This is a genomic window from Methylosinus trichosporium OB3b, from assembly GCF_002752655.1.
Classification (GTDB): domain Bacteria; phylum Pseudomonadota; class Alphaproteobacteria; order Rhizobiales; family Beijerinckiaceae; genus Methylosinus; species Methylosinus trichosporium.
This window is the reverse complement of record NZ_CP023737.1, coordinates 2757344-2774132: the sequence shown is the minus strand read 5'-3', so window position 1 is coordinate 2774132 and position 16789 is coordinate 2757344. Positions and strand designations below refer to the sequence as shown.

Sequence of the window (16789 nt, the reverse complement as noted above, 5' to 3'; positions counted from 1 at the left end):
GCCGATGGGAAAGAGCAGCCGCAGAACCAATGCCGCCGCCGCGCTCAGCAAAACCGACAGCCGAGGAGACCGGGAGGAGACGCCGTTTGATCCAGTGGTCACGCAAGAGGATGTGCATTCCGCGGCCGATCACGAAGGATTGGTGGTCTTGAACTCGCGTCGCCCGCAGGAGCGGAGCCCGCGCTCGTCATCTAGGCGCGATGCCGACAGGAACAAGATCGGCGAGCAAATCGGCGACCAGCTGCGCGATCTGTATAATGACGTGCTCGAGCAGCCCGTGCCCGAGCGTTTCCTGGAGCTCTTGAACCAGCTCGAGGCGGACACGATATCCTCGGCGAGCACGAAAGCGCCCGGGGAGGGATAGTGCCGGAGAACGAGTCGGCGAAAGCCGGGGGCAAAGGATCGAAAGCCGATCTCGTATCGGCCATACCGAACCTGCGCGCCTTTGCGGTCTCGCTCTGCGGCAACGCCGACCGCGCCGACGACCTCGTCCAGGAGACGCTGGTCAAGGCCTGGAGCAGCCTCGCCTCCTTCACCGAAGGCACGAACCTCACCGCTTGGCTGTTCACTATTCTCCGCAACATCCACTACAGCGATTATCGCAAGCGTCGCCGAGAGACGCCCGATCCGGACGGGCTCATCGCCGCGCGTCTCGTGTCGCTGCCGGCGCAGAACGCGCATATGGATTTTCTCGATTTCCGCGCGGCGCTGCAGAAGCTGCCGCTCGATCAGCGCGAGGCGCTGATCCTCGTCGCCGCCTCGGGCCTCTCCTATGAAGAAGCCGCAGCGATCTGCAATTGCGCGCCCGGCACGATGAAGAGCCGCGTCAATCGCGCCCGCAACCGCCTCGCCGACGTGCTGTCGCTGTCGAGCGGCGCCGATATCGGCGACGCTTTCTTCATCGGCGAGGCCACGGCCCTGCCGCGCGCCGGCAATGATTGATAGACGGGCCGAAATGCCGCATAGGGAAGCTTCAGCCTTTCCTTCGTCTGCGAGCGTCCACCGATGACCGACCAATTCCGTATCGAGCGTGATTCCTTCGGCGACATAGAGGTTCCGGCCTCCGCCTATTGGGGCGCGCAGACGGAGCGCTCGCGCCGCAATTTCCCCATCGGGGTCGGCCGCATGCCGATCGAGGTCGTTCATGCGCTGGCGCGGGTGAAGCTCGCAGCGGCCGAGGCCAATGTCGAGAAGGGCCTGCTGCCGCCGGAGGTCGCCGCCGCCATCGCCGCGGCGGCGCGCGAAGTGATCGCGGGCAAGCTCGACGAGCATTTCCCGCTGGTCGTCTGGCAGACCGGCTCGGGCACGCAGTCCAACATGAATGTCAACGAGGTGATCGCCAATCGCGCCAATGAGGCGCTCGGCGCCGGCCGCGGGGCCAAGTCCCCGGTTCACCCGAACGATCACGTCAATCTCGGCCAGTCCTCCAACGACAGCTTTCCGACCGCTATTCATGTCGCCGGCGCCATCGCCATCTCGCAGCGCCTGCTGCCGGCGGTGGAGCGGCTGCACGCGGCGTTCGCAGCGAAGGCGAAGGCGTTCGACCATATTGTGAAGATCGGCCGCACGCATTTGCAGGATGCGACGCCGGTCACGCTCGGCCAGGAATTTTCCGGCTACGCCGCCCAGGCCGAGTTCGGCGCGCGGCGCATTCGCGAAGGGCTCGCCGATCTCTTCCTGCTCGCCCAGGGCGGCACCGCCGTCGGCACCGGCGTCAACACCTATAAGGGCTTCGCCGAGACCGTCGCGGCGAAGATCGCGGCGCAGACCGGCCTGCCCTTCGTCACGGCGCCGAATAAATTCGAGGCGCTCGCCGCCCATGACGCCGCGGTCTTCGCCCATGGCGCGCTGAACGCGCTCGCCGCCGGCCTCTATAAGATCGCCTGCGACATTCGCCTCATGGGCTGCGGTCCGCGCGCCGGCCTCGCCGAGCTGAAGCTGCCGGAGAACGAGCCGGGCTCGTCGATCATGCCGGGCAAGGTCAATCCGACGCAAGTCGAATCGATGACCATGGTGTGCACGCGCGTCTTCGGCAATCATGCGACGATCACCTTCGCCGCGTCACAGGGCCATCTCGAGCTCAATGTGATGAAGCCGGTGATCGCGCTCGCTCTGCTCGAATCGACGATCCTGCTCGCCGACGGCATCGACAGCTTCGTCACCCGCTGCATCGACGGCGTCGAGCCGGACGAAACCAACATCAAGAACTTCCTCGAGCGTTCGCTGATGCTGGTGACGGCGCTCGCGCCCAAGATCGGCTATGACGCCGCCTCCAAGATCGCCCGCGCCGCGCATCACAATGGAAAGACGCTGCGCGAGGAGGCGCTGAAGTCCGGCAAGGTGACAGAGGCCGAGTTCGACGAATTGGTGCGGCCGGAGAAGATGCTCGCGCCGAATGATTGAGCGGACAAAGATGCGAGCCTGAAGGCTCGCGGTCCAGGTGGCGCGGATTGGACCGCGAGCCTTCAGGCTCGCTCTTTCATTCCACCGTGATCTCGACCACGCGCGACCCTTCCTGCCGCATCGGCAGACGCGCCTGAATGCGATGCGTCCCCGGGCGCATCGGCCAATAGACCGTCGCGTCGGCCTCGGCGAGCGCGAAGGGTTCGCCATCGACATACCAGAGGATCTGCTGCGCAGACGGCGTCGCCGTCGCTTTCAGCGCGAGGCGGTTCAGCGTCTCCGGCTGCTCGGGATTGCGCCAGATATGCGTGCGATGCTCGGGCGTCGTGATCGCCAGCGCCACGGGCCCGACCGCAGCCGCGAACGGAGCGGGCGCCGCGAGCGCGGCCGCCGGGCGCTCGTTCGGCTTCACCCACTCCATCAAGGTCTCGCTGCAGGCGCCGCCATTGGCGCCGCCCGAGAGGCACATCTCCACCGGGACGCGCCCGTCCGGCGCCGGAAACGAATCTTCGGCGAGATCGCCGGGCTTCGCGCCATGCACATGAGCGAGCACGGCATGGGCCAACCGCGCGGCGGAGGCGGCGCCGCTCAGCCGGTTCATCGCGCCGGCGTCGCCGCGCCCGAGCCACACGCCGACGATCGCCTTGCGTGAAAAAGCGATGGTCCAGGCGTCGCGATAGCCCTGCGACGTCCCCGTCTTCACCGCTACCGCGAAGGGATATTCCAGCGGCCCATAGCGCGGAAAGCTCGGCAGGCGCGCCAGCGGATCGGCGAGCATGGAGGTGACGAGCCGCGCCGTGTCGCTCGACATCACGCGGATGGAACGCCGCCGCCTCTGCTCGCGCGCGAAGACGAGATCGGACAGAACGCCGTCCTCGGCGAGCGCGCCATAGGCGGCGACGAGCCGCTCGAGCCGCGTCGGCAGCGCGCCGATGGCCATGGCGACGCCGAAGGATTCGGCCGGCGCCTCGACATCATGCAGGCGAAGATCGTGCAGAAAGCGGAAATTGGCCTCGAGCCCGACGCGGCGCAGCAGATTGGTCGCCGGCACATTGCGCGAATTGGCGAGCGCCTGGCGCGGCGGCATGGGACCGAGGAACAGGCCGTCGGCGTTGTCGACGCCGGAGGCGCCCTCGGGAATATCGGAGAGGATGTCGGTCGCCCGCAGCGCGCCGCGCTCGAAGGCGAGCGCATAGACGAAAGGCTTCAGCGTCGAGCCGGGCGAGCGCTGCACGCGAGTGAAGTCGAAAGCGCCGTCGCGCGAATCGCGATAGTCGGATGAGCCGACATCGGCGAGCACCGCGCCGGTTCCGCGCTCGACCGCCAAGACCGCCGCCTGCCGCGCGCCGGCGCCGCGCCACAGCGAGAGATAACGCCGCGTGAGGCTCGCGACTTGTTCTTGCAGCGCGAGGTCGACGCTCGCATGAATGCGCGGGTCCTGCGGCGACGCCGGCGCGATCGCGCCCTCGCGGATCAGCGCGTCATAGCGCAAGGCGAGATGCAGCGCGTCCAGACGCCGCGCGGCGCCGACTGGACGCAGCGTCGCCAGCTGGCGCTCGGCGAGCGCGACCTGCGTCGTGTCGACGAGACCATGTTCCCGCAAATAGGCGAGCGCCTGTTTCGCCCGTGTCCGCGCCGAAGCGAGCCCACGCTCGCGGAACAGATTCATTCGCCCCGGCGCTTGCGGCACCGCGGCGAGCAGCGCAATCTCCGCGAGCGAGAGATCTTCGGCCGGCTTGTCGAAGTAAAAGCGCGCCGCATGGGCGACGCCATGGCTGCCATTGCCATAGGGCGCGAGGCGCAGATAATGCGCGAGCACGGCCTCATGGCCGTGGCGCGCGATCAGCGCCAGCGCGGTCGCGGCTTCGAGGATCTTGGCGGCGAAGCTGCGCGGCGCCCGCGTTTGCATGTGCGCGACTTGCATGGCGATGGTGGAGGCGCCTTCACGTCGTCCTCGGCCGAAGAGATTGCGCCAGGCGGCGCGCAGCACGGCGCGCGGATCGACGCCGGGATGGGAGAAGAAGCGCCGATCCTCGAGCGCCAGCGTCGCGAGGGCGACGCGCTCGGGAACAGCGCGCAGCGGCCAATAGCCATAATCCGCGTGAGCGCCGATCTGGGTGACGAAGGCGCCGTTGCGATCATAAACGATCGGCGTCGGCTCCGGCGCGACGAGCGCGGCGGGGATGCAGCGAATAGAAACGCCGAGCCCGAGAACGACGAAGAAAAAGCAGAACAGGCGACGCGCAGTCCTTCTCCCGCTCGCGGGAGAAGGTGGCCCGGCGCAGCCGGGTCGGATGAGGGCCCAGGCCGCATTCGTCGACATCGGGCCGCGAACCATCTTCATCTCGCACGACCGGATGTGCGAAGCTCGCATCGGGGCGAGCACAGGAGATCTTCCGCACGATGACCGAGGATGACATTCCGCCCTGGCTCGAGGCGCGGCTCGGGCCACAGCGCGCTCGCGAGCGTCTCGCCGTCGAGCGTGAGCATGAGGCGCAAGCGTTCGGGCAGGGCCTCAATTTCTTCCATATCGAGAATGTCGCCTATTCTCCGCGCGTCATCCGCGCCGCGCTGACCGTCGTCGGACTCTATCGGCGCGGCCTCGCCAACGCCGAGAAAATCGCGCTGAGAGAGAATCTCGTCGTCTCGTCCCGGCTGCCGGCCGCCTTCGACGGTTTCACAATTCTACATCTCAGCGATCTGCATGTCGACATGTGCCCCGGCGCGATGGCGCGCGTCGGCGCGCTGCTGCAGGGACTGCGCTACGACCTCTGCGTACTGACCGGCGATTATCGCGGCGCCACCACGGGCCCCTTCGCGCCCGCGCTCGCCGGCCTCGCGCGGCTGCGCGCGGCGATCGACGCGCCCATCCTCGCCGTGCTGGGCAATCACGACACGATCCGCATGGCGCCGGGGCTCGAGGCGATGGCGATGACCGTGCTGCTCAACGAACGCGAGGCGATCGAGCGCGGCGGCGCGCGCATCCATGTCGCCGGCGTCGACGAGCCGCATTATTTCCGCGCCGACGACCTCGGCCGCGCGCTCGCCGGCGCGCCGCGCGAGGACTTCTCGATCCTGCTGTCGCATACGCCGGAGATTTACGCCCGCGCGGCGGGGGCGGGCGTCGATCTGCTGCTCGCCGGCCACACCCATGGCGGCCAGATTTGCCTGCCCGGCGGAACGCCGGTCACTCTCGACTCGGTGCTGCCGCGCGCGCTCGGCGCGGGCGCCTGGCGCCATGGCGAGATGCAGGGCTACACCTCGGTCGGGGCCGGCTCCTCGGTCCTGCCGGTCCGCTTCAATTGCCCGCCCGAGATCACGCTGCATCGGCTGCGCAAAGCGAGCTGACGACCGAGACGAAATTTTTCCGCTCGAAGCTGGACACGGCCACATCGATTTGATATCCCCGCCCAACGTTCGCAAGAGCGGACGGGCGCATAGCTCAGTTGGTAGAGCAGCTGACTCTTAATCAGCGGGTCCAAGGTTCGAGCCCTTGTGCGCCCACCAATAAAATCAAGACGTTGCGAAACGTTTCGGGCGAGAAAGCCGCCGGGCTGAAAGCCGTGTCGCCACCATGTCGCCACGGCGCGGAAAGTCGCCGGAACGTCGAGTAAGCGCGCGAGCCATTGGTTGCTGCGCCATGATCCGAACCGCGAAGGCACTGGCCTTCGCGAAGCGCCCGAGGCCATGGCTTGCGCCTTCACCGCCTCGCTGGCACCTTCGCGGGCATTCGCGTTCCGCGCCATGCCGGAGACGTGGATCGGCAAAGGGGAGCCCCGAACAGGCTCCCCTCATTCCGTCGTCAGGGCTTCAGCCATGGCGCGATTTCTCGCGCCATGTTGACCAGCAGACTCGCCGCGCGAAGAAGCAGCATCGCGAGGGCGTCGCGCTGGCGGTAGAAGGCGGGAAGGCCGCGAGGAGAACGGCGCCAGGGCAGGCGAGAGGCGGGAATAGTCGGGTATCGGTTCATGAGAGACCTCGTTTTTTCACGGCCTCAAAAGAGCACGGGAGCCGAGGGAAAAATCCATTTTTTCAAGGGAAAACTCCGCTTTTTCGAGGACGCGCCCGAGTGGTTGGCGCTCCGGAACTCCACGGACTTTGCCGTAGCCGTGTTGCGTGTTCCGCTCGCATTCGGTCAAGCGCCGGGGGAGTCGATGAAAATCAAGCATGCAGCCGCGCTCTTGGCTATCGTCGCCGTGAGCGCGTGCAAGTCCGCCGCTGAGCGAGCGCAAGAAGCGGCAGAAGAACGCGCGAAAGTCATCGCCGGCGCAAAAGACGTTTGCGCCAATTTCGGGCATGTGCCGGGAACGCCAGCTTTCTCGACGTGCGTCGAACGCACGTTTTTCGAAGTCGTCCAAGCCGAACAACAAGAGATGAACCGCGCTGTCGCCATCGCCAACGCAAACCGGTCCGTCATGTGCAATCGGATCGGCTCGACGACAATTTGCAATTGAGGCTTCGCACCCTGTCATTGATGACGAGCCATTCGCAGGAATTTTCAGATGTTCATCGCAATCCAAGCCGGTCTTGCGGCGGTCACAATCGCAGGAATTGGCGTAGCAATCTGGGGAGCCGGAGGTTTCGGGCCTGCATTCCGGCAAATCGCTTGGTTTTCTGTCCAAATTTCACTCGCCGGCGTATCCGGCTATGCGCTCATGGAATTGTGCAAGGCGCTCGGCTTCGGCCCTGACTACATGAATGCGCCGGCTTTCGGGAAGGTCTGCTTCGCGCTCGGCGTCTTCTTCGTCTCGCTGCCGTTCACCCTCGCGGTGAACCATTACGCGCCGATCCTGAAGGAAAAGCAGCGCGCGGCGCGGCGGCGGCGAGTTGAGCAAGACTTCGCGGACCATGTGCGAGAGCGTGGTCTTATTCTCGCGGCCCGCCATCAGTTGCCGCGAGGAAGGGATTGAACGCCGCGCCCTCGCGGCTCTCAATCGTCGGCGCGTATCGATCCGGGAGCCTTCCTTTTATTTTGTTGCTAGTCGGGCGGTTTTGATTTTTTTTGATTAAAATCAAGAATTCAAGTGAATGCTCAGCTCCGCCCGCTCATTTCCACTCATTCGCGCAGCGCCGTGAAATGTCGTCATTTCCTGTCATCCGCCGGCCGAGCGCTTCATTTCCGTTCATTCCCTCTCTTGCCGGCGATCAATTCAAGTTCGTCGTCGCTCATGGCCTCGACTTCCTCGGGCGAAATCCCCAATTCATCGGCAATGCCCTCATTCAATTGCGCGTCGCTCAATTGCCGTAGGTCGCGAAGGCGCGAGCGATGCGTTTCGAGCTTGCGCAGTCTCGCTGAATTGATCCGCGTCATTGTCGATCCTCCCCGCAATGCCGCGCCTGCCACTCGTCGATCGTCAGCTCGCGCTCTGGCGTGGCCTCTTCGCCCGGCAGCGTCGGCAGGATAACGTAGGGGTTTTCCGCTTCTCTCTCGCGCTCCAAGCGGGCGAGGCGCTTTTCGATCGCTGTCGTCATAGTCCGGTCCTTTCCTCGAGGCGCTTCAGCCGCTCTTCAAGCTCCGTCGTCTCGACGATCTTGACGTGTTCGGCGAGCAGCCGAAGCACGCGCTCAGCTTCGTCGGGCGTGAGATCGCCTTGCGCGACGGCCGCGAGGATGGCGGCGCTTGCTGCGACCGCATCGGCCGGGCGCTCGATGTTCGGCAGCGGAAATCCTACCGGGCGATCTTTGCGAGGCGGAGCGATGCGTTCCAAGCACAAGCGCAACGCCACGCCGTCGCCGTCGAGTGCCAGCTCGATCGCCTTCCGCGTCAGCTTCTCGGCTTCGCCGTCGAGCAACGCCTCGGCGAGGATCGTCGCGCGATGGCGCGCGCCCTTGGGCTTGCCGCGAGGGTTGCCGGACTGGCCTTTCTGAAATCGGCCGCCGCCCTGCTTTTTGTCTGAATTATCAGTGCTCATCGGCCCGCGCTCCCTCGAGGAAGATGAATGGTGACGCTCTCGCCCGTCGCGACGGAACGGATGGTGATCCTGCCCGATCCATGCTCCGGCTCCGGCTTCGTCCACCAATCGCGTCGAGCGGCGTTCTCCGCCGCCATGGCGTCGAGCAGCTTGGCGACGGCGATATCGGGCGGCTCGGCCGGCGACGGATCGGGAGTGCGCGCAGCGAAATTTTTCGCACAAGCGTCGGGACCCGAGCCTTCAAAACCTTCAGAACCTACGGCGCGCGAGGTTTCGAGGGTTTTGAGGGTGCCGCCCAAGGGCGCTTTCAGAATTTTTTCGCTCGCGTCGGCGCGGGCGAGCGCAAGCCATCGCCCCATGGTCAATCCTCCGTCCCGAGAGCGGGATTCCACGCATATGCGATGGTCGGACGGCCGCCGGCTGTGGAAGTCGAAACGGGAACTTCACGGCAATATCCGCTCTCGATCAACAGGTCGATCGCAGTTCCCACTGCGTCGCGATCGGCAAGACCCGCCCATGCTTTTTGATGGACGTGACGCGCTGTGAACGGCTGCGGCAACTGCGCCCGCCGCTCGACGATCAGCTTTGCGCCGTTCTCCGCCGCAGCGGCTCCGGCGGAATAGAGCCGGTTCGCATGGCTGCGCAGATAGTCGGCGAAGTCGAGCGCTCGGGCCGTCGCCTCGGCGCTGATCGCGCCCCGCCCGTTGTCCGCGAGGTGGAAGATCAGCGCCAGGGACGCGACCGTCTTCGGCATTTTGAGCAGATGGCTCTCCATAACCGAAGGCAGCTTCCCGGCGCGGGCCTCGAGTTGAATTTCCGTCACCCATTGACGGAACATATTCTGCGCCTCGGGCGAGAAGTTGAAGACGGCCGGCTCGGTCAACTCCTTCGCCATCTCGTGAAGATCGCGGAACGCATCATCGAAGCGCTTGCGCGCCAAAGCGTCCGGGCTGCGATCCGACCAAGCCCAAGAGCCGATATCGTCGGGCCAAACCGCAAGCTGAAGCCTTTGGATCAAGCCGTCATCGCGCTCGCCCGTCATAGCGCCTTTGACGAGCGGGGAAATGCGCGACGGTTGAATGCCGCCGATAATGGACAGCGTGCAATTTTCTATGTGGATTGTCCCTCGGCCAATTCGATCGTAGGTGAATTGGCTGTCGCCGTTGAACGCTTCGAGATAGAAAGCGCGCTCGGACTGGTATTCCTCGGCCTCCATTCGCGCGAGGAAGCCGTGCAATTCGTCGCGGATCAGCAATAGGCCGCGCGGATTTTCGTTCATTAGCTCGCCGAGCTTTTCGACCGTCGCATCATTGACGATCAAGCGGGGGCAAGGTGCTTCATCTTCGCCGTCTCTGGCATGTTCGGCGAGAACGCGTCTCGCTTCTTCGCGGTCGCCGCCCTTCAGCGCCTTCGCCGCACGCTTGCCGGCTTCCTTCGCGTCGAGGCTCGACAATGCGCCTTCGATATCGGCAGCGCGCTGCGCTGTCTCCCATTCCTTGCGTAGCGCATCCTGCAACGCATATGCCGGCGCGAGCGCCGCGCGCATCATAGGAGACTTCATCGCGCTCGGCCTCCCGACGATCGCGCCCCATAGGGTCGGAACAACCTCCCAATCGTCATATTGCTTCGGTCGGATGCGCGCGATGTTGCCGACGATCGAAGCGAGGCCGCACAGCGCCGCGATGGCGCCGAAGTCGGGCGGCGCTTGCTGGCGATCAGCGACATCGAACACGTAGTCTCGGATCGCCTCCGGCAACAGCTCCGGCGCGAGCGGCGAGACGGGCGGGAGTGACGATCCGAGAGGCTTCATCTCAGGCCAGGCGCTCGCCCGCGCTTCTTCCGGTTTCGTGTCGGCGCTCGCCTTCGCCTCGCCCCTCTCCGGCGGCGTGTAGAGCGTCGCGTCGGCGATGAACTCCGCCGCAGCATCCGGCGCGCCGCCAAGCTCCTCGAAATCGGCGGCGTCCGCGCCTTTCGGCGAGGCCTCGGGGAGATCGACAATTGCGACGCTTGTCGCGCCGGCCGCGAGGGAGAGAGCGGCGACCGCATCGGCGTATCGCGCGCCCTTCTCGTCTGCGTCCGGCCATATGACCACGCGCCGGCCGCGTAGCGCGCTCCAATCGGCCTTGCCGGCGTTATCCGCGCCGTTCATGCTCGTCACCGCCACATAGTCCGGCAGCAGACGGCCGGCCGCGTCGGCGCTCTTCTCGCCCTCACACACGATGACGGGCGCATCTGGACGCGCGGCGAGCCTGTCCCCCCCATAGAGGGGGCGCGGTTCCGGCACGCCCTTCCAGCGCCATTCGAGCGCTCCGCGCGGCGTGCGCCAGAGCGTCAAGGGCTGAAAGACCTTGCCCTTGCCGGCCGGATCGAAACGCAACTGTTCGAATAGCAGATCGCCGTTTGCGTCGCGATAGCCCCAACGTCCGCTCGGCCTCCCAAGGCTCGAATGCGTCGCTGGCGCCGGCGGAGCGTCGGACGGGACAGGCATGACGATTTCGGAACCGTCGCCCTGGGGTTTCGCCTCTCGCGGCCTTTCCGCACGCGGCTCGCGCGCGCCGTTCGCCGCGAGGGGAGTGAGGCCGAGCGCCGCGCTCACGTGGTCGCGGCACAGTGCGAAGTCGTCGCCAGCGTGCGAATTCACGATGAAAGAGCCGTCCGGGCTGAATCGAACCGCGAGACTGCGATCGGACATCGAATGGTTCGGGCCCGGACATAGAACTTGCCCGCCCGAAACCTCGCCGCCGAGAAGGCGCGCCGCTTGTTGAAGGTCAAACATGGCGCGCCTCCCGCTTTTTCCTGTCTCTCGCAATCCAATTGTCAGAACGTGCGCACTGAATTGCTCTGTCTCGTGAAATCGGTTTGATATCGATCGCCAAGAGACAATTGTGCGGATGAACTTCAGCGTTAATTTCGAACGGCTGATTTTTGCGCGCCCAAAGCAGGACCTCGCCGAGCGCGCCGATGGCAACGAGATGTTGTGATTTGTTCTCGCCGTCTGAAAAGACCTTGAAGCCGCGGCTGACTTGCCGCTTGCCGTCGCGCTCGTCGGCGCGCGCATAGCCGTCGACAACGCCGCGAACTCGGCGGCGCAACTGGCGCAGCGACGCGACTTCGTATCGCCGCGTCGAGAGGACCAGCTCGCCGTGGCCCGAGGCGAACGCCTCGTCTGCGATCTGGTCGAGCGCGAGCATGGCCTCCTCTTCAGGCGTTCGTCCGAGGATGACGAGTGGCCTGTCCTCGTAACGCCGCAGCGCGCGAACAACGCCACCTTCAGCGTTCGGCATCCATTCGAGCGCGCCTGAGAACTCGACGCGCGGGCCGCTGCCTCGGGCGAGCGCCTCCGTCAGAGGCCGAGATTGAACCGCGCTCATTGCCGCGCCTCCCCGTAGCAGAGGGAGACGACGACGGCCGCAAGCGTCTCAGAAATTCGAAAGCGTCGCGCGACCAATTGCGCGCGGCGGTTTTCAATTGAAACCGAAGGCTGAATTGCAGTATTGAGAAACCCGTCAGCTTTGCCGCATGACAAATTTCTCAGGGCCTGCCGCGTCGCCAGCGCGGCGGGCCTTTTCGTTTCGGCCATGGCGTTATGCGGCCTCCGTGTCGGAGGTCGACGACATCGGCCGCGAGAGGCGAGCCTGCGCCCAGCGGTCGAGCGCATCGCGCTCATAGACGACCGCGCGACCGATCCGACGAAATGCAGGCCCGCCGCCAATGCAGCGCAGCTTCACGAGCGTGCGCGGCGTGGAAATCCGGTAGGTCGAGTAGAGGTAAGCCGACGCTTCAGGCGTCTTCAAAAGGGCGTGGGAGGAGGAGCGTGCGACGCCATCCCCGCACGCAACAGCTTCGCTGTGCATGTGCGATCCTCGGGATTCGGTTGCTCGCTGTATCGTCGCGATTCGACGAGGCCGCTCGAATGCGGCGCGCCCATTTTACGGCCGTGCGAAGCCGACCCGCCATGTCGCCGCGGTCGCGAAACGCCTCTTTAAAGTCGGTGCGACGACCCCCGCCGTATCGTGGCAGTGACGAAACGCCCCTGTATCGCCGGGAACGAACGCGAGACTCAAGTATGCTCGATTCTCGCTATGTGCGCAAGGCAGCTTTCTGGGTATATCAAGTAACATCGCGCTTCTTTGTGAACGGCACAACCTCGCCACCCGGCTTCCCGCCGTCCATTGCCGCGGCGATCGTCGCGCCGATCGTGTCGACGGCCCTTCGCAGCGGATCGGCGTCGAGATGCGCGTAGCGCGCCGTCGTCGCGGCCTGCGTATGGCCGAGAAGCTTGCCGATGATCGGCAGGCCGAGCGACGCGCCAGCGCCGACGCTGGCGAAGGAATGCCGCAGGTCGTGAAGCCGCACCCCCTCGAGGCCGGCCGCGCGCTTCACCGCGCTCCAGGGCTTCTTGAGGTCCGCGCGCGGCTCGCCATCCTTGGCGCCGGCGATGACGTGCGGGTTGCCTTCGATCTTCGGCAGGTTCGCCAGCACGGCTTGCGCAGCGGCGCTCAGATAGATCGACTTGCGGCCCGTCTTGCTGTCCGACAGGAATAGAATGCCGCGCTCGCTGTCGACTTGCGACCATTGCGCATCGAGGATTTCCCGCAGCCTCGCGCCCGTGAGGATCAGGAGCCGGATTGCGCCGGCCGCTAAGGGGTCGAGCTTGACGCGCCGATTCTCCAGCTTCGGCGCATGTTTGGCTTTCGGCTTCGATTCGTCGACCTCATAGACGAGGCCGCTCGTCTCGCCCTCCCGCAGAGCGTCGCCGAGCCGCGCCAGTTCCTCGGATGTGAGGAAACGCTCGCGCTTATCCTCTTTGTAGCGGTCGATTTCCCGCGCCGGATTATCGCCCTTCGGAACGAGGCCGCGCTTCATTCCCCAAGCGAACATCTTCGACCATGTGGCGAGCGCCCGATTGGCCGCATAGCGCGTCGCGCGCATCTTTGCGTGCAGGGCCGCGACCTGTCCGCGCGTGAGCGCTTCGGCCTTCAGCGAGCCATGCGCACCCTTCAGAGCGTCCAGCCCGGCGCGATAGGATCGGCCCGTCGAGTCCTTCAGCTTGCCGGCGACGTGCTCGGCCTCGAACGCCTCTATCAGGCCCGCGACCGTGAGCGCTTCCCGATGGCTCGCCTTTTCGGCGGCAGGATCAGCGCCGAGCCGCACCTGCGCCAGCATGTCAGCCGCCGCCCGGCGAGCTTGCTCCGGCGTCAATTGCGTCGTCTTGCCGAGGGTGACCCGCCGCTTGGCGACGCTGCGCCCGCCGCCGTGCGGGCGATACTCGACCACGAAAGATTTGACGCCGCTCGGCATGACGCGAACGCCGAAGCCGGCGATGTCGGCGTCGAATTCGATGAATGCCCGCTCCCTCGCGGCGAGGCCGTCGACAGCTCGTTTCGTCAGCTTGATCGGCATTGTGCAATCCCGTGTCGCCACCGTGTCGCCACCGCGAACGGCATTCAAAGTAAACTCAGGGAATCGAAATGCAATGAAAATCGCATCTATTCATGCGGTTGGGAATGCTTAGGGAGCGTCGATAAATCCGTCGAAATGCCGAACCGTGAGACTCTTAATCAGCGGGTCCAAGGTTCGAGCCCTTGTGCGCCCACCAATATTCTAAGCGGCAAAATCAGCGCGGGAGCGGCGACTCTCTTCGCGCCGAGGCCGGACAGGTCCCGCGCGTCTTCATGACCGGAATGATCGTCCATCGCTCGGCGCCGGGAATGGCGCCATCCGATAGCGGGCTGTCCACCGGTCAACGACCCGCTCGGTGTGATAGCCGCCGATCTCGCGCATGGATGTGTCGAACATCGGCGCGCGCGCCGATCCTTTTCGCTTGCTCGTGGATTGGCCGGCTCTCTGGATGCAGTGAGAATTTGTCTGATGAATTGACCGAACATCGATTCACCCTGGAACGCGCCACGGCGACCATCGCCGCGCGGCGCTGTCATCGACGCGCCGTCCGATCTCAGATCCAGATGAGAACTACGTCTACGCTGTTGCATTCGAAAGCCGCATAAACGGCGCTCGAGTTGAATGAAGACCAACAGATGGAACCGAAAGCTCGATCAGCCATTGCGCCCAAGCGCTTTTTCGAGAAGATCGAGATGCGCTTCCAGAAATCGCTTTGGCTCGATCGGATCGAGGCGGTCGAAAGTCGTGTTCCAGACGATGGCCATGACCACGGGGCCAATCAGCACTTCAGGCGTCGCGCTGAGCGGCGACGGCGACAACTCACCGCGCGCCAGACCGCGCTCGATGATCCGACGAAGAATATCGCGGCCTTTGCCGATCAGAATCCGGTGGTAGAGCTCGGCGACAGCGGGGAAACGATGTCCTTCGCTGATGATGATCCGGGCGAGGAGTTCGACCTCTGGGAGGAACAAGGTTTCATAGAGTCGGACGACCAATAGGCGGAGAAGGTCGAAAGTCGAGCCGTCGTGGTCAGCGACGATGTCCGGCAGCGATTCGAAAGCAGGGCCGACGCCCGATGACAGAGCCGCCTCGAAGAGCGTCTCCTTGCTATCGAAATAGCGGTAAATCGTCCCTTTGACGACGCCGGCGCGAGCGGCGACATCCTCGAGCCGGGTCGCCGCGAAACCGCGTTCGGCGAATTCCGCCAGCCCTGCGGCAATGATCTCCTGCGGCCGCGCCTCCTTGCGGCGCCGTCTCGGTTTGTCGATCGGTTCAGATGGAGGCTCCACCGGCGGTTCTTCCCCTTGGTCAACCATAGACGCTCACGCTTACACGCCAGATTTTTTTGTACGGCATCGCCAGAGTTTTCGGGCGACGATTAATGACTGTTTGGTCATTAATTGATTGACGCCTATCGCTCCGAGAGATAATGACCAATAGGTCACCATCTCTATGCGAGGTGCAACGTCATGCCTGTTCCGGGAACCTACAAGATCACTGTCAAGACACCGGTCGGACCACAGGAAGCCGAGCTGGTATTGAATGTCGAGGGCGCAACCCTCTCGGGCTTCATCAAAAACGTCAAGGGACGATCCGACTTCTCCGGCGGCGCCGTCGCCGGCGACGAGGTTCGTTTCTCCGCCAGGATCAGCACGCCGATCGGACGTATTCGCGCCGAGATCGTCGGCCGAGTCGACGGCGACCGCTTCATCGCCGCCGCGAAGTTGCCGCTCGGCAAGGCCGAGATCGAAGGCATCCGCATCTAAAGCCCCGAAAAAGGACCGCGCTCATGTCTAGCACCATCCCGACTTATTCGGTTGCCGAACGTGATCGACGCTGGGGGCTGGCGAACCGGCTCATGGAAGAACGTGGCCTCGACGCGCTCATCGTCTACGGCGACCGGGAAGGAGCTTACCCGGCGTTTTACGCGCCCGATGCTTGGTTCACCAACGAGCGGCCGGGTTCGATCGTCATCTTCCCAAAGGGCGAGGAGCCGATCGTCGTCGTCTTCATCTCCACGGTCATCGAAGACCACATTCAGGCCGGCTACACCGGTCACCGGAGCTGGATCAGTCCGGAGAACATGTATGTCGGCAAGATGGGGACCAACGTCGTCGAGATCATCGAAGATCGCGGCCTCGACAGCTGCACTTTCGGCATCGTCGGGCTCGAACCCTACCCGCCCTATTTTTTCGACGGCGTCATTCCCTACAACACCTGGAAGGCGATCCTCGACGACCTGCCGAAGGCCCGCTTCGAGCCGGTCGGCGCCGACTTCTTGAACCGCATCGCCGCCAAGAGCGACGAGGAGATCGCTGTTCTGAAATGGTCGGCGGAGATCGGCGAGAAAATGTGCGAGGCGATGCGCGCTGCCGCCCGTCCCGGCGCCGGCGAGCACGAGATCTACGCCGTCGCCCTCGATACCGCCGCACGCAATGTCGGCTACACCGGCCAAATCCTGCTCGGCTCGGGTCCGGAGTTCGTCGGCTGGGGGCCGCCGGCTTGGCTCTATCGGCCCGAGGCGCCGCCTATCATTCAGGAGGGCGATGTCGTTCTTTCCGAGGTGTTCGCGTCCTTCGGTTTGCTGGAAACCCAGCACCAGCCCGCGATCGGCGTCGGCAATATTCATTCGGACTTCGAAGATGCGGCGGCGCTTGCGCGCGCTTCTTACGAGGCTGGCGTCAAGGCCCTCAAGGCCGGCGCCGTGTTCGGCGACGTCGTTGAGGCGATGCGCGCCCCGATACGCGAAGCCGCCTGCTGGCAAGTGCACCCGCTCGTCCACTCACTGACGCCTTACACCATGATCGGCGCTGGCGAGCATGTCGTCGACTTGCCGGAAGTGGCCCGCTACGGCAAGGTGCTGCCGCTCCCGACCATGGGCGTCGACCGCGTGCTCGAATCCGGCATGGTGTTCGCGCTCGAACCCAACTGCGGCATCGGCAGGCGAATGGTCAATCTCGGCGGCACCGTGCTGGTCGGCGAGAGCGGCGGTATCGAGCTCAACAGCAACTCGACGCGGCTGATGCGCGCATAGAACTCTGCGATGCAACGCGTGCTCGAATGGAACTATC

The 16789-nt window shown here is 64.8% G+C and carries 20 protein-coding genes and 1 tRNA gene; 9 read left to right on the top strand and 12 right to left on the bottom strand.

What is annotated here, in order from left to right:
* Window positions 1-4: 4 nt before the first annotated feature.
* From CQW49_RS13290 to fumC, 3 genes are all read left to right on the top strand, one after another.
* Complete coding sequence (locus CQW49_RS13290) at window positions 5-364, top strand: NepR family anti-sigma factor (RefSeq protein ID WP_003609044.1); 360 nt, start codon at window positions 5-7, stop codon at window positions 362-364.
* Entirely contained in the window at window positions 364-942 is a 579-nt protein-coding gene (locus CQW49_RS13285; protein ID WP_003609046.1) for a sigma-70 family RNA polymerase sigma factor, read from the top strand. The genes CQW49_RS13290 and CQW49_RS13285 overlap by 1 nt, the downstream gene beginning before the upstream one ends.
* 63 nt (window positions 943-1005) lie before the next feature.
* Window positions 1006-2403: a class II fumarate hydratase gene (fumC, locus tag CQW49_RS13280; RefSeq protein ID WP_003609048.1), complete on the top strand. Its 1398-nt coding sequence runs from the start codon at window positions 1006-1008 to the stop codon at window positions 2401-2403.
* A 76-nt stretch (window positions 2404-2479) separates the two neighbouring features.
* Here the strand turns inward: fumC and CQW49_RS13275 are convergent, their stop codons facing one another.
* A complete protein-coding gene (locus tag CQW49_RS13275) occupies window positions 2480-4741 on the bottom strand; it encodes a transglycosylase domain-containing protein (protein ID WP_003609050.1) in 2262 nt (753 codons plus the stop codon).
* Window positions 4742-4806: 65 nt separating this feature from the next.
* Between CQW49_RS13275 and CQW49_RS13270 the strand changes: the two genes are divergently transcribed.
* Window positions 4807-5751, top strand: a complete 945-nt coding sequence (locus tag CQW49_RS13270) for a metallophosphoesterase (RefSeq protein ID WP_003609052.1) — start codon at window positions 4807-4809, stop codon at window positions 5749-5751.
* Between the two features lie 83 nt (window positions 5752-5834).
* Window positions 5835-5910, top strand: a tRNA-Lys gene (locus tag CQW49_RS13265).
* Window positions 5911-6205: 295 nt separating this feature from the next.
* On the opposite strand, the gene CQW49_RS24640 is transcribed toward CQW49_RS13265, so the two are convergent.
* Window positions 6206-6373, bottom strand: coding sequence for a hypothetical protein (locus CQW49_RS24640; RefSeq protein ID WP_003609053.1), 168 nt, complete (start codon window positions 6371-6373; stop codon window positions 6206-6208).
* On the opposite strand from CQW49_RS24640, the gene CQW49_RS24635 reads away from it, so the two are divergent.
* Window positions 6372-6857, top strand: a complete 486-nt coding sequence (locus CQW49_RS24635) for a hypothetical protein (protein WP_155931268.1) — start codon at window positions 6372-6374, stop codon at window positions 6855-6857. The two genes, CQW49_RS24640 and CQW49_RS24635, sit on opposite strands and share 2 nt — an antisense overlap.
* Before the next feature lie 48 nt (window positions 6858-6905).
* The gene (locus tag CQW49_RS24630) at window positions 6906-7313 is read left to right on the top strand and encodes a hypothetical protein (protein WP_003609055.1); all 408 of its coding nucleotides are present in this window, start codon (window positions 6906-6908) and stop codon (window positions 7311-7313) included.
* A gap of 203 nt (window positions 7314-7516) precedes the next feature.
* Here CQW49_RS24630 and CQW49_RS24625 read toward each other — a convergent pair whose 3' ends face one another.
* The 10 genes from CQW49_RS24625 to CQW49_RS26085 all read right to left on the bottom strand — a co-directional run bounded on the left by CQW49_RS24625 (window position 7517) and on the right by CQW49_RS26085 (window position 15007).
* On the bottom strand, window positions 7517-7714 hold the full coding sequence (locus CQW49_RS24625; protein ID WP_003609057.1) for a hypothetical protein: 198 nt from the start codon (window positions 7712-7714) through the stop codon (window positions 7517-7519).
* On the bottom strand, window positions 7711-7875 hold the full coding sequence (locus CQW49_RS24620) for a hypothetical protein (protein WP_003609059.1): 165 nt from the start codon (window positions 7873-7875) through the stop codon (window positions 7711-7713). Before CQW49_RS24620 ends, CQW49_RS24625 begins: the two co-directional genes overlap by 4 nt.
* Window positions 7872-8315, bottom strand: coding sequence for a DUF5681 domain-containing protein (locus tag CQW49_RS13250; RefSeq protein ID WP_003609061.1), 444 nt, complete (start codon window positions 8313-8315; stop codon window positions 7872-7874). Before CQW49_RS13250 ends, CQW49_RS24620 begins: the two co-directional genes overlap by 4 nt.
* Window positions 8312-8674, bottom strand: coding sequence for a hypothetical protein (locus tag CQW49_RS13245; protein ID WP_003609062.1), 363 nt, complete (start codon window positions 8672-8674; stop codon window positions 8312-8314). The genes CQW49_RS13250 and CQW49_RS13245 overlap by 4 nt, the downstream gene beginning before the upstream one ends.
* A 2-nt stretch (window positions 8675-8676) precedes the next feature.
* Window positions 8677-10803 (bottom strand): DUF3987 domain-containing protein, encoded by a 2127-nt coding sequence (locus tag CQW49_RS13240; protein WP_244441307.1) that lies wholly within the window; start codon window positions 10801-10803, stop codon window positions 8677-8679.
* A gap of 280 nt (window positions 10804-11083) precedes the next feature.
* The gene (locus CQW49_RS13235; protein WP_003609066.1) at window positions 11084-11686 is read right to left on the bottom strand and encodes a hypothetical protein; all 603 of its coding nucleotides are present in this window, start codon (window positions 11684-11686) and stop codon (window positions 11084-11086) included.
* Window positions 11683-11895 carry a hypothetical protein gene (locus CQW49_RS24615; protein WP_155931269.1) on the bottom strand — a complete coding sequence of 71 codons (213 nt, stop codon included), beginning with the start codon at window positions 11893-11895 and terminating at the stop codon, window positions 11683-11685. Before CQW49_RS24615 ends, CQW49_RS13235 begins: the two co-directional genes overlap by 4 nt.
* A 4-nt stretch (window positions 11896-11899) precedes the next feature.
* Window positions 11900-12169, bottom strand: coding sequence for a helix-turn-helix domain-containing protein (locus tag CQW49_RS13230; protein ID WP_003609067.1), 270 nt, complete (start codon window positions 12167-12169; stop codon window positions 11900-11902).
* A 256-nt stretch (window positions 12170-12425) separates the two neighbouring features.
* Complete coding sequence (locus tag CQW49_RS13225; RefSeq protein WP_003609069.1) at window positions 12426-13718, bottom strand: site-specific integrase; 1293 nt, start codon at window positions 13716-13718, stop codon at window positions 12426-12428.
* A 653-nt stretch (window positions 13719-14371) separates the two neighbouring features.
* Complete coding sequence (locus CQW49_RS26085; RefSeq protein ID WP_274541220.1) at window positions 14372-15007, bottom strand: TetR/AcrR family transcriptional regulator; 636 nt, start codon at window positions 15005-15007, stop codon at window positions 14372-14374.
* Window positions 15008-15187: 180 nt separating this feature from the next.
* On the opposite strand from CQW49_RS26085, the gene CQW49_RS13210 reads away from it, so the two are divergent.
* Entirely contained in the window at window positions 15188-15484 is a 297-nt protein-coding gene (locus CQW49_RS13210) for a hypothetical protein (RefSeq protein WP_003609075.1), read from the top strand.
* Window positions 15485-15507: 23 nt separating this feature from the next.
* A complete protein-coding gene (locus CQW49_RS13205; RefSeq protein WP_003609077.1) occupies window positions 15508-16752 on the top strand; it encodes a M24 family metallopeptidase in 1245 nt (414 codons plus the stop codon).
* The last annotated feature ends 37 nt before the right edge of the window (window positions 16753-16789 follow it).

What these genes read in the sequence shown, in the direction of transcription:
- CQW49_RS13250 (WP_003609061.1), bottom strand. Translation starts at nt 8,315, where the DNA reads ATGAGCACTGATAATTCAGACAAAAAGCAGGGCGGCGGCCGATTTCAG.
- CQW49_RS13240 (WP_244441307.1), bottom strand. Translation starts at nt 10,803, where the DNA reads ATGCCTGTCCCGTCCGACGCTCCGCCGGCGCCAGCGACGCATTCGAGC.
- CQW49_RS13225 (WP_003609069.1), bottom strand. Translation starts at nt 13,718, where the DNA reads ATGCCGATCAAGCTGACGAAACGAGCTGTCGACGGCCTCGCCGCGAGG.
- CQW49_RS13245 (WP_003609062.1), bottom strand. Translation starts at nt 8,674, where the DNA reads ATGGGGCGATGGCTTGCGCTCGCCCGCGCCGACGCGAGCGAAAAAATT.
- CQW49_RS13235 (WP_003609066.1), bottom strand. Translation starts at nt 11,686, where the DNA reads ATGAGCGCGGTTCAATCTCGGCCTCTGACGGAGGCGCTCGCCCGAGGC.
- CQW49_RS24625 (WP_003609057.1), bottom strand. Translation starts at nt 7,714, where the DNA reads ATGACGCGGATCAATTCAGCGAGACTGCGCAAGCTCGAAACGCATCGC.
- CQW49_RS24620 (WP_003609059.1), bottom strand. Translation starts at nt 7,875, where the DNA reads ATGACGACAGCGATCGAAAAGCGCCTCGCCCGCTTGGAGCGCGAGAGA.
- CQW49_RS24615 (WP_155931269.1), bottom strand. Translation starts at nt 11,895, where the DNA reads ATGGCCGAAACGAAAAGGCCCGCCGCGCTGGCGACGCGGCAGGCCCTG.
- CQW49_RS13210 (WP_003609075.1), top strand. Translation starts at nt 15,188, where the DNA reads ATGCCTGTTCCGGGAACCTACAAGATCACTGTCAAGACACCGGTCGGA.
- CQW49_RS24640 (WP_003609053.1), bottom strand. Translation starts at nt 6,373, where the DNA reads ATGAACCGATACCCGACTATTCCCGCCTCTCGCCTGCCCTGGCGCCGT.
- CQW49_RS13275 (WP_003609050.1), bottom strand. Translation starts at nt 4,741, where the DNA reads ATGGTTCGCGGCCCGATGTCGACGAATGCGGCCTGGGCCCTCATCCGA.
- fumC (WP_003609048.1), top strand. Translation starts at nt 1,006, where the DNA reads ATGACCGACCAATTCCGTATCGAGCGTGATTCCTTCGGCGACATAGAG.
- CQW49_RS13270 (WP_003609052.1), top strand. Translation starts at nt 4,807, where the DNA reads ATGACCGAGGATGACATTCCGCCCTGGCTCGAGGCGCGGCTCGGGCCA.
- CQW49_RS24635 (WP_155931268.1), top strand. Translation starts at nt 6,372, where the DNA reads ATGAGAGACCTCGTTTTTTCACGGCCTCAAAAGAGCACGGGAGCCGAG.
- CQW49_RS13205 (WP_003609077.1), top strand. Translation starts at nt 15,508, where the DNA reads ATGTCTAGCACCATCCCGACTTATTCGGTTGCCGAACGTGATCGACGC.
- CQW49_RS13230 (WP_003609067.1), bottom strand. Translation starts at nt 12,169, where the DNA reads ATGCACAGCGAAGCTGTTGCGTGCGGGGATGGCGTCGCACGCTCCTCC.
- CQW49_RS13290 (WP_003609044.1), top strand. Translation starts at nt 5, where the DNA reads ATGGGAAAGAGCAGCCGCAGAACCAATGCCGCCGCCGCGCTCAGCAAA.
- CQW49_RS24630 (WP_003609055.1), top strand. Translation starts at nt 6,906, where the DNA reads ATGTTCATCGCAATCCAAGCCGGTCTTGCGGCGGTCACAATCGCAGGA.